The 9,137-nt window shown below is 71.3% G+C and carries 8 protein-coding genes; 3 read left to right on the plus strand and 5 right to left on the minus strand.

What is annotated here, in order from left to right:
- Positions 1–175 precede the first annotated feature (175 nt).
- Positions 176–670, plus strand: a complete 495-nt coding sequence (locus ASG87_RS03895; protein WP_056001121.1) for a hypothetical protein — start codon at positions 176–178, stop codon at positions 668–670.
- 27 nt (positions 671–697) lie between these two features.
- On the opposite strand, the gene ASG87_RS03900 is transcribed toward ASG87_RS03895, so the two are convergent.
- The 5 genes from ASG87_RS03900 to ASG87_RS03920 all read right to left on the minus strand — a co-directional run bounded on the left by ASG87_RS03900 (position 698) and on the right by ASG87_RS03920 (position 7,780).
- Positions 698–2,593 (minus strand): hybrid sensor histidine kinase/response regulator, encoded by a 1,896-nt coding sequence (locus tag ASG87_RS03900; protein WP_056001126.1) that lies wholly within the window; start codon positions 2,591–2,593, stop codon positions 698–700.
- 880 nt (positions 2,594–3,473) lie between these two features.
- Positions 3,474–4,208, minus strand: coding sequence for a VTT domain-containing protein (locus ASG87_RS03905; RefSeq protein ID WP_056001129.1), 735 nt, complete (start codon positions 4,206–4,208; stop codon positions 3,474–3,476).
- Complete coding sequence (locus ASG87_RS03910; RefSeq protein ID WP_056001132.1) at positions 4,205–4,762, minus strand: nucleoside deaminase; 558 nt, start codon at positions 4,760–4,762, stop codon at positions 4,205–4,207. Before ASG87_RS03910 ends, ASG87_RS03905 begins: the two co-directional genes overlap by 4 nt.
- 11 nt (positions 4,763–4,773) lie before the next feature.
- On the minus strand, positions 4,774–6,603 hold the full coding sequence (locus ASG87_RS03915) for a glutamine--tRNA ligase/YqeY domain fusion protein (protein ID WP_082582735.1): 1,830 nt from the start codon (positions 6,601–6,603) through the stop codon (positions 4,774–4,776).
- Between the two features lie 88 nt (positions 6,604–6,691).
- Positions 6,692–7,780 (minus strand): diguanylate cyclase, encoded by a 1,089-nt coding sequence (locus tag ASG87_RS03920; RefSeq protein ID WP_162258312.1) that lies wholly within the window; start codon positions 7,778–7,780, stop codon positions 6,692–6,694.
- A 113-nt stretch (positions 7,781–7,893) separates the two neighbouring features.
- Between ASG87_RS03920 and ASG87_RS03925 the strand changes: the two genes are divergently transcribed.
- Complete coding sequence (locus ASG87_RS03925; protein ID WP_056001137.1) at positions 7,894–8,172, plus strand: DUF2007 domain-containing protein; 279 nt, start codon at positions 7,894–7,896, stop codon at positions 8,170–8,172.
- A gap of 72 nt (positions 8,173–8,244) precedes the next feature.
- Positions 8,245–8,763, plus strand: a complete 519-nt coding sequence (locus ASG87_RS03930; RefSeq protein WP_056001140.1) for an adenine phosphoribosyltransferase — start codon at positions 8,245–8,247, stop codon at positions 8,761–8,763.
- Positions 8,764–9,137: the final 374 nt, after the last annotated feature.

Here is a 9,137-nt window from a genome sequence, read left to right on the forward strand (position 1 = left end):
GCGCGTTCCTGTGCCTGGAGCGCCGCGTTGCGTGGTCGCTTCGTGCCGCCCCGGCGGCGGCTGCGAGCGACACGCTGCGCGCGGACCCGGCCGGCGCATGCGGCCCGGTCGTGGAACAGGCGTTCACACGGCATGCGATAGCGTGCGCCGCATGAACCGCTTGCCTGGAATCGCCATGAAACCCAGCGTCATCGCCACCGCCCTGCTGGGCGCGACCCTCGTCCTGGCCGGCTGCGGCAAGCCTCCCGCCGGAGACGCCGCGCAGGATGCCACCGCCGGCGCCACGCCTGCCGCCGCCTCCACCGCGCCGGCGCCGGCGGACTGGTCCTCGCTGGAAACCCTGGTCGGCCGCTACCCGGCCGACGTCGACCTGTACGGACGCGGCCCGCTCGTCGCGCCGCTGCAGCGGCTGCTCGGCGAGCGCTTCGCGCGCTTCAAGGCCAACATGCAGGTCAGCGGCCCGCTGTCGCGCGCGGGCGATCTGCTCTACGTCACCGGCAACAAGCCGCACGAGGGCGGCGAGGAAGCCGGCTACCTGCTGGTCGATCCGGCCGCCCGCCAGATCGAGGTGGGGCTGTGGGAAGGCGGCAAGCTCGGCGTGTACCGCAGCGGCGCGGACCTGGCCGATCCGCCCGACGTGCAGGCGATGATCCGCAACGCCACGCCCTAGCCGCCCGCGCGGGGATTGGGCGGCGCGTCAGGCGACATGGCGGCTGGCCGTCCATGCGGCCATCATCGCCTCGCGCAGTTGCTCCGGCGAGACCGGCTTGTACAGCACCGGGATCTTCGCCGCCATGATCTCGCGCAGGCGGTCGCTGCGCGTCTCGCCGGTGATCAGCAGGCGCGGGAACGAGGCCGAGCCGTCCGGGCGGTAGTAGCGGTCGAGCGCGGCGAGCACCTCCAGGCCGCTGTCGCCGTCGCGCAGGCGCAGGTCCGAGATGACGATGTCCGGCGGCTCCGACCAGCCTTCCACCGCATCCAGGGCCTGTACGCGGTCCTCGGCGGTGACCACCTCGCAGCCCCAACTGCGCAGCAGGTAGCGGATGCCCGAGAGGATCGCCGGCTCGTCGTCGATCACCAGCACGCGCAGGCCGGACACGTCCAGCGGCACTTCCTCCAGGGGCAGGCTCGAGCTGGGCCGCGAAGCGACCACCGGCAGGTGGAAGCTGAACACGCTGCCGCGCCCGTAGTGCGACTTCAACTGCACCCGGGTATCGAGCAGGTCGGCCAGCCGCTGCACCGTGGCCAGGCCCAGGCCGAGCCCGCGGCGCGGGCCGTCGTCGTGGTCGTTGCAGGGGCCCTCGACGCGGTAGAACTCGTCGAACACGCGCGACTGGTGCTCGGGCGCGATGCCGCTGCCGGTATCCCACACGTCGACCCGGACCGTGCCGTCGGCGCGCAGGCGCGCGCCGACCAGCACGCCGCCGTCGCGGGTGTAGCGCAGCGCGTTGCTGACCAGGTTGTTGAGGATCCGCGCGAGCATGGTGCGGTCGCTGCGCACCCACAGGTCGGTGGGCCGGACCACCAGGCGCAGCCCGTGCTGCTCGGCGATCATGCGGAAGTTGCGGCTGACCTCCTCGAACACGTGGTCGAGCGGGAACTCGCCGATCTCGATCTGCATCGCGCCGGTCTCCAGCCGCGACAGGTCGAGCAGCTCGCCGAACAGGTGGTCGAGCGCCTCCACGCATTCCTGGATGTGCGCGATGCGGTCCAGCCGCACCGGGTCGTGCTCGTCCACCGCCAGCGCGGAGGAGAACAGGGTGAGCGCGTACAGCGGCTGGCGCAGGTCGTGCGAGGCGGCGGCGAGGAACTGCGCCTTCGCCACGCTGGCCGCCTCCAACGCGGCGTTCTTGCGCGCCAGCTCGACCGTGGCGTGCTCGATCTCCTGCTCCATCCCCCGCTGCATTTCGTACAGCGCGGCGGCGGCGCCGTTGAAGCCCTGCTGCAGCTCGCCGATCTCGGTCTGGTCGGTCACCTCCACCTCGACCTGGCGGTCGCCGCGCCCGAGCTGGTGCACCGCGCCGGCGAGGTGGCGCAGCGGCGCGCTGATCCAGCGCGCCGCCTGCCAGCCGATCACCGCCGACAGGAACAGGCTCAGCGCCAGCGCGATCAGCGCGTTGCGCAGACTGGCCCGCTGCGCGGTGATCGCCTCGCCCAGGCTGACGTCGACCAGCACCGAACCGAACGACTGCTGCGGCTGGTCGCCGCTCACCACGTTGCGCACCACCGCCAGGGTGTCCCGCGCCGGCACGGCGTTGCGCGGCTGGCTGTCGGCGAGGATCTCCCCGTCCGCCGCGCGGATCTGCACGCGCGCCACGTGCGGCAGCTCGCCGATCGAATCGGCGATGCGCACCAGCTCGCGCCGCTGCATGTTGCGAAGGGGGTCGGCCGCGACCGAGGCCGCCTGGGTCGCGATCGCGCCGGCGGTGTTGAGGCCCATCTGGCGCAGGGTGGCGAGCTGGTAGCGGGTCAGCATGGTGACCAGCAGCAACGCGGTGACCATCGTGGGCGCGAGCGAGATGAAGGCCAGCCGCTGCATCAGCGACGTACGCCGCCACAGCCGCGCCGCAAAGGAGGTGCCACCCGTAGCCATGCGTCAGCCCCATGACGGCGCTCCGTGCGCCGCTCGGCCGAGCCTAGCGCGAAAGGCGTGGACTGGCAGCTAGGCCATACGGCGGCGGCCGAAGGGGGCAGGTCGGGGCGGGTTGGTTGGCTGGGCTGCGGCCGGGAGGCTTGCGGGCGGCGACGGCTTTCTCCCGGGCCATCGTGCGGTTCTTGGGACCGTGCCGTACGGCTCCCAGGGGCGTACCGGCGTTGGTGCGTTGCATCAGGGATGCCTCGGACCCGTCATCCCGGTGGAAGCCGGGATCCAGCGGCTTTGGGGCCTCCAAGGCCAAGGCGCTGGATTCCAGCTTTCGCTGGAATGACGTCGTGTGGGGGACGAGTTCTCCGGTTCGGCGTGGAGCGATCGGAGGTATCGGTGTGAGGCGAATCGTGAACAGCCTTGCCTCAGGACGTCATTTCCCTCGGGCTGTCATCCCGGTGAAAGCCGGGGTCCAGTGGCTTTGGGGCCTCCAAGGCAAAGGCGCTGGATTCCAGCTTTCGCTGGAATGACGGCGTGCGAGGGCACGAGTTCTCCGGTTCGGCGCGAAGTAATCGGAAGCGTCGACGCGGGGCGAGTTGCAAGCGGTCTTGCCTCAGGTCGTCATCCCCCTCAGGGCCATCATCTCCCTCAGGGCCGTCATCTCCCTCACGTCGTCACTTCCCTCAGGCCGTCATCCCGGCGAAAGCCGGGATCCAGTGACTTTGGGCCGTCCAAGGCCAAGGCGCCGGATTCCGGCTTTCGCCGGAATGACGAGGTGTGGAGCGCCGGCCGGGCGTGGAGGGAGGGCGGCGATTCGATCAGGGGCAGGTCGGGGGCATCGATGCGGCTATGCCTCGGCGGCGTTTCGGGCTCGCTTATCGGGCAGCGGCTATTCCCGGTTGCCCTCGGCCGCACTGCTGCCCGCAGGGTGCCGGCGATGGCGGGTCAGGTGGCCGATCAGCAGGGGCAGCAGGGCGAGCAGGGCGATGGCGCCCAGGGGCAGCAGCACTTCGCGGTGCAGCAGCAGGCCGAAGCCGAGGTGGTCGCTGTGGCGCAGTACGTTGCCGAGGCCGGTGCCGATCGAGGTCTCGAACACCAGGGCCAGGGTGCCGCCCAGCCAGGTAGCGCCGAGGAACAGCCACAGCGGGCAGCGCAGCCAGGCCAGGCATACGGTGACCAGGCCGAACGGGGCCACCGGCACGAAGCGCAGGAACAGCGTGTAGCCCACCGGGTGCCGCTCGAAGCCGTGGTGCAGCCGTTCCACCAGTTTCGGCGGGTGCTTGCTGCCGCCGCCGAAGGCGTAGCGACTGGCCAGGTACAGGATCAGCGAGCCCAGCGTGAGCGCGACCGAGGAGCACAGCGTGCCCTGCACGGTGCCGAAGGCGAAGCCGCCGGCGAGGATGATCACGATGGTGCCGGGAATGCCGGTGGACATCGCCAGGGTCAGCAGGCCGACGTAGGCGAACCGGCTCAGCCAGGGATGGCCGGCGATCTGTTCGTGCAGTTCCTGCTGGTGCGCCACCAACTGGTCCGGATGCAGCCGGTCGAGCGTGCCGGAGGCGAACAGCACGATGCCGGCGGCGACCAGCAGCAGCAACGGCAGTGCGGCGCTCCAGCGGCTCAATAGCTCGGTCCGCCGGCGCCGTAGGCGGCCAGCACCGCGCGCGCCTGGTCGCGCAGGACGTCGCGGCGCACGGCGATGCCGCGGCGTTCCAGCTCGCCGATCCAGTCGGCGGGGAGCGGGCCTTCGTCGAAGTCGGTGAGTTCTTCCACGTCTTCCGAGCGCGCGCCGATCAGCAGTTCGTCGACGCCGGCCCACACGGTGGCGCCGTAGCACTGGCAGCACGGCTGCGCGCTGGTGGCGAGGACGTAGCGGCCGCCCGCCTCGTTGAGGCGGTAGGCGGCCAGGCGCTGCTGCGCGGCCATGTAGGCCATCATCTCGGCGTGCGCCACCGAGCAGGTCTGCGGCACCACCCGGTTCACGCCGGCCGAGACCAGCCGCCCGGCCTCGTTGAACACCGCCGCGCCGAACGGGCCGCCGTGGCCGCTCTCGACGTTGCGCCGGGACAGCGCGATCGCCAGGCCGACCTTGTCCTCGTCGGTGGCGTAGGTGCGGCCCTCGTCGGCGATCTCGCCGATCCATGGCGGCAGGGTGAGGTGGATCTGCAGGCGCAACATGCCGTTCTCCCTCAGCCGCCCTGTTTCGCCCAGGTGTCGCGCAGGGTCACCGTACGGTTGAACACCGGCGCGTCGGCGCGGTGGTCCACGCGGTCGGCGACGAAGTAGCCCAGCCGCTCGAACTGGAAGCGCTGCTCCGGCCCGGCGCCGGCCGCGGCCGGCTCCAGCCAGGCGCGCACCACCCGCTTGGCGTCCGGGTTGATGTGCTCGATCCAGCTCTTGCCGTCGCTCTCGTCGTCGGGCGCCGGCACGCTGAACAGGCGGTCGTACACGCGCACCTCGGCGGCCACGCCGTGCGCGGCACTGACCCAGTGGATGGTGCCCTTCACCTTGCGGTCGGCGCCGGGCATGCCCTGGCGGGATTCGGGGTCGAGCGTGCAGCGCAGCTCGACGACGTTGCCGTCGGCGTCCTTGACCACTTCCTCGCACTTGACGATGCCCACGCCGCGCAGGCGCACCTCGCCGTCCGGCTTGAGCCGGTGGAAGCCCTTGGGCGGCACCTCGGCGAAGTCGTCGCGCTCGATCCACAGCTCGCGCGAGAACGACACCTGGCGCGTGCCGAAGCCCTCGTCCTTGGGATGGTTGGCGAAGGCGAGCGTTTCCTCGTGGCCTTCGGGCAGGTTGGCGATCACCAGCCTGAGCGGGTCGAGCACGGCCATGCGGCGCGGCGCGGTGGCGTCGAGGTCCTCGCGGATGCAGCCTTCGAGGATGGCGTAGTCGATCACGCTGTTCTGCTTGCTGATGCCCAGCCGCTCGATCAGCAGGCGCAGGCCGGCCGGGGTGAAGCCGCGCCGGCGCAGGCCGCGCAGGGTGTTCATGCGCGGGTCGTCCCAGCCGTCCACGAGCTTCTCGTTGACCAGTTGGGCGAGCTTGCGCTTGCTGGTGATGCAGTAGCTGAGGTTGAGCCGGGAGAACTCGATCTGCCGCGGCTTGGCCGGCTTCGCCTCCAGCCCGGCGTCGACCACCGGCTGCCACAGCGCCGGGTGCGCGGCCAGGTCCACGTTGTCCACGCACCAGTCGTACAGCGGGCGGTGGTCCTCGAACTCCAGCGTGCACAGCGAATGGGTGATGCCTTCCATCGCGTCGGACAGCGCGTGCGCGAAGTCGTACATCGGGTAGATCGGCCAGGCGTCGCCGGTGTTCTGGTGGGCGACCTTGCGGATGCGGTACAGCGCCGGGTCGCGCAGGTTGATGTTGCCGGCGGCCATGTCGATCTTCGCGCGCAGGGTCTTGCTGCCGTCGGCGAACTCGCCGGCGCGCATGCGCCGGAACAGGTCGAGGTTCTCGGCGACGGAGCGGTCGCGGTACGGCGAGTTGCGCCCGGGCGAGGTCAGCGTGCCGCGGTACTCGCGCACCTCGTCGGCGGACAGGTCGTCCACGTAGGCCTTGCCGTCCTCGATCAGCTTGAGCGCGGCGCGGTAGAACACCTCGAAGTAGTCCGAGGCGTGGCGCAGCTCGTGCCAGTCGTAGCCCAGCCAGCGCACGTCGTCCTTGATGCCGGCGACGAACTCGGGGTCTTCCTTGCCGGGGTTGGTGTCGTCCAGGCGCAGGTTGCACCAGCCGCCGAACTCGCGGGCGATGCCGAAGTTGAGGCAGATCGCCTTGGCATGGCCGATGTGCAGGTAGCCGTTGGGCTCCGGCGGGAAGCGCGTGCGGATCGCCGTGTGCTTGCCGCTGGCGAGGTCGTCGCGAATGATCTGGCGCACGAAATCCCGTTGTACGTCGGCCCGTTGTACGTCGGCCCGCTGCACGTCGGCCCGCTGTCCTTCGGTCCGCTGGCTTTCGGCCGGCGTGGCGGCTGGCGTGGCGGCGGAGGCGGGGACGCTGGGTTCGGTCGACATCGGGCGGGGCTCGCGTGCGGTGGGCGGAAACCGCCGAGTTTACCTCGTCCACGTCCGCGGCTGCCCGCTGCGGCGGGCCGGGCCGGTTTCAGCCGGGCGAGGCGGCGGCCGGGCGGCCGGCCGCTTCCGACGCATCGGCGTGGTGGCTGACCCGGTTGCGCCCCTGCGATTTGGCCCGGTACAGCGCCATGTCGGCCCGGCGCACCCATTCGCGCAGGTCGGCCACGCCGTCGTCGATCTCGACCACGCCCAGGCTCAGCGTCCACGGCAGGCTGCGCTCGGCGTCGGCCGCGCCGATCCGCTCGGCGTGCCGGCAGACCTGCTCGGCGACGGCGCGGGCGCGCTCGATGTCCGTTTCGGGCAGTACCACGCCAAATTCGTCACCCCCGAGCCGCCCGGGCGTGTCCTGCGCGCGCAGGCTGCCGCGCAGGATCGCGGCCAGCTCGCCGAGCAGCGCGTCGCCGACCGCGTGGCCGTGGCGGTCGTTGATCTGCTTGAAGCCGTCGACGTCGAGCAGGATCAGCGAGGCCGGCCGGCGGTGCTGGCGGAAGCGCAGCAGCGCCGTCTCGGCCGCCTCCAGCCAGTGCGTGCGGTTGGGCAGCCCGGTGAGGGCGTCGGTGCGGCTGAGCTGGTCGAGCAGGCGGTTCTGCTGGCGCACGCGCTGGCCCAGCGCGAAGTTCACCGTGCTCAGCCAGATCGGGTAGATCAGCAGCATCGGCAGGCAGGCGGCGATGTTGAGCATGTCGCTGACCGGCCGGAACGCGAACCCGCCCAGCGCCGCCGCCAGCAGGCAGCAGGCGCATTGCAGCAGCAGCGACTTGCCGAACAGGCGCCAGCCGCCGGCGCAGATGCGATCCATCGCCAGCATCGCCACCAGCAGCGCGCTGGGCATCAGGTTGAACTGCATCAGCGCCACCCAGAGCCCGCCCATCGCGGCATCCACCAGCAGGTTGGCCTGCTCCGCGTCGGCCGGCCGCGCGGCGCGCGAGGCCAGCGCATAGGCCAGGTGCGGCCAGGCGTAGCCGTTCAGCGCGAGCAGCGCCCACATCCACGCGGGGGCGTGGAGCTGGTACAGCACGCTCGCCACCGGCAGCGCCCCCAGGCCCAGCCCGAGCATACGCAGGCGGTGGACCCGGGCGACGAAGGAGAGGCGGGAATCGTGCTTTTTTGCCGGCATGCAGGAGGGGGTTCCGGTGGGATGGAACGGGCGCGTCCGGTGCGAGGCCCGAGTGTCGCGGAACGCGATGCAAAAAGCTTGCCGCCTGCAGGGTGCCGCAGTAGCGTGCATCCATGCGCATCGCCTACCGAGCCGTGACCCTGATCGACGCCCATCTGGTGAAGGATGCGCTGGAGCGCGAGGAGATTCCCGCCTTCGTCGCCGGCGAGTACCTGACCGGCGCGGTCGGCCAGTTGCCGGCGCTGGACTACGTCGCGGTGATGGTACCGGAGGCCTGCCTGGCCGCCGCCGAGCGGATCGTGCACGAAGTGGAGCGGCAGCTGGCCGAGGCGCGCACGGCCCTGCGCGAGCCGGACGGCGACCCCGACGCCCCGGTGACCGCCACCTGCTGAGGCGCCGGGCGGTATCCTGCCCGGCGCATTGCGGCCGGCACGCGTCGCCGGGGCCGCGCAGCCGGAGCCGACATGAAACCGTTCGAGACACTGATCCGCGCCGTACCCGACTTTCCGCAGCCGGGCGTGGTGTTCCGCGACATCACGCCGCTGCTGGCGGACGCCGGCGCCTTCGCGCGCTGCATCGACGCGCTGGCCGAGCCGTGGCTGGGCCAGGGCGTGCAGGCGGTGTGCGGGATCGAGTCGCGCGGCTTCATCTTCGGCGCCGCGCTGGCGCAGAAGCTCAATGCCGGCTTCGTGCCGCTGCGCAAGCCGGGCAAGCTGCCGCCGCCGGTGGTGACGATGGAGTACCGCCTGGAATACGGCATCGACCGCCTGCAAGCGCGCGCCGACGCGCTGCGCCCGGGCGAACGCGCCCTGCTGGTGGACGACGTGCTCGCCACCGGCGGCACGCTGGCCGCGGCGCGGGCCTTGCTGGAACAGCTCGATGCCGACCTGGCCGGGGCCGCCGTGGTGATCGAGCTGGCCGCCTTGCAGGGGCGCGGGCGCTGGCCGGACGAGGTGCCGCTGCACGCTTTGCTGCGGTACTGATGTTCTGGCTGACGGGCGGCGCGCTGCGACTCTGGGGCGGCGGCTTTTTTCCGTAGTTGCCGTATCCGTCGCTGATTCCCGCGTCCATCGCTGATCCTCGCATCGGTTGCTGATTTCCCGATATCCATTGCCGAGGTGTCGTCGCCGGTTTCGCCTGTGCTCGTCATTCCAGCGGAAGCTGGAATCCATGGTGGTTCGAAGGCGCTGGATTCCAGCTTTCGCTGGAATGACGGGTGTGGGTTTTTGGGGCGGTGATGGCAATCGAGGCGTTTGCCGTTGCGGTGGCTGTTGCTGCATTGGCCGGCGCTGGCGGTATTCGCTTGCGGCAGGGAGCGAGCGCTGCGCTGCCGCTCGTGCGGCTGGGGCACTACCGT

The organism is Frateuria sp. Soil773, from assembly GCF_001428405.1.
Taxonomy (GTDB): domain Bacteria; phylum Pseudomonadota; class Gammaproteobacteria; order Xanthomonadales; family Rhodanobacteraceae; genus LMSL01.

Coding starts and splice junctions, on each gene's coding strand:
- ASG87_RS03925 (WP_056001137.1), top strand. CDS start 7,894: ATGCGCATCGCCTACCGAGCCGTGACCCTGATCGACGCCCATCTGGTG.
- ASG87_RS03930 (WP_056001140.1), top strand. CDS start 8,245: ATGAAACCGTTCGAGACACTGATCCGCGCCGTACCCGACTTTCCGCAG.
- ASG87_RS03920 (WP_162258312.1), bottom strand. CDS start 7,780: ATGCCGGCAAAAAAGCACGATTCCCGCCTCTCCTTCGTCGCCCGGGTC.
- ASG87_RS03910 (WP_056001132.1), bottom strand. CDS start 4,762: ATGTTGCGCCTGCAGATCCACCTCACCCTGCCGCCATGGATCGGCGAG.
- ASG87_RS03915 (WP_082582735.1), bottom strand. CDS start 6,603: ATGTCGACCGAACCCAGCGTCCCCGCCTCCGCCGCCACGCCAGCCGCC.
- ASG87_RS03895 (WP_056001121.1), top strand. CDS start 176: ATGAAACCCAGCGTCATCGCCACCGCCCTGCTGGGCGCGACCCTCGTC.
- ASG87_RS03900 (WP_056001126.1), bottom strand. CDS start 2,593: ATGGCTACGGGTGGCACCTCCTTTGCGGCGCGGCTGTGGCGGCGTACG.